Source organism: Mesorhizobium sp. M2D.F.Ca.ET.226.01.1.1 (assembly GCF_004022705.2).
Taxonomy (GTDB): Bacteria; Pseudomonadota; Alphaproteobacteria; order Rhizobiales; family Rhizobiaceae; genus Mesorhizobium.
The window spans coordinates 1-337 of record NZ_RZOY02000085.1 but is presented as its reverse complement, the minus strand read 5'-3'; the positions used below and the strand labels follow the sequence as shown (position 1 = coordinate 337).

Below are 337 nucleotides of genomic sequence, written 5' to 3'. Positions count from 1 at the left end.
CGGCCGCCGTGGTCGGCGCGGGGGCCGTCGCATGGCCGTTCATCGACCAGATGCGCCCCGACGCCTCGACGCTGGCGCTGGCCTCGGTCGAAGTGGACGTCTCGTCGCTGACGCCGGGAACGTCGCTGATCGTGAAGTGGCGCGGCAAGCCGGTCGTGGTGCGCAATCGCACCGAGAAGGAGATGAAGGACGGCGAGGCCGTCAATCTCGCCGACCTCAAGGACCCGATCGCCCGCAACGCCAATTTGCCGGCCGACGCTCCGGCGACCGACGCCAACCGCACGACGCCCGGCAAGGAAGCCTGGATGGTCATGGTCCAGGTCTGCACCCACCTCGG

1 protein-coding gene is annotated in these 337 nt (G+C 69.7%); it reads left to right on the top strand.

The annotated features are described in order from the left end of the window. Nucleotides 1-337 (top strand): ubiquinol-cytochrome c reductase iron-sulfur subunit (petA, locus tag EN869_RS33860; RefSeq protein ID WP_128334418.1); only part of this gene is annotated, 337 nt, incomplete at both ends.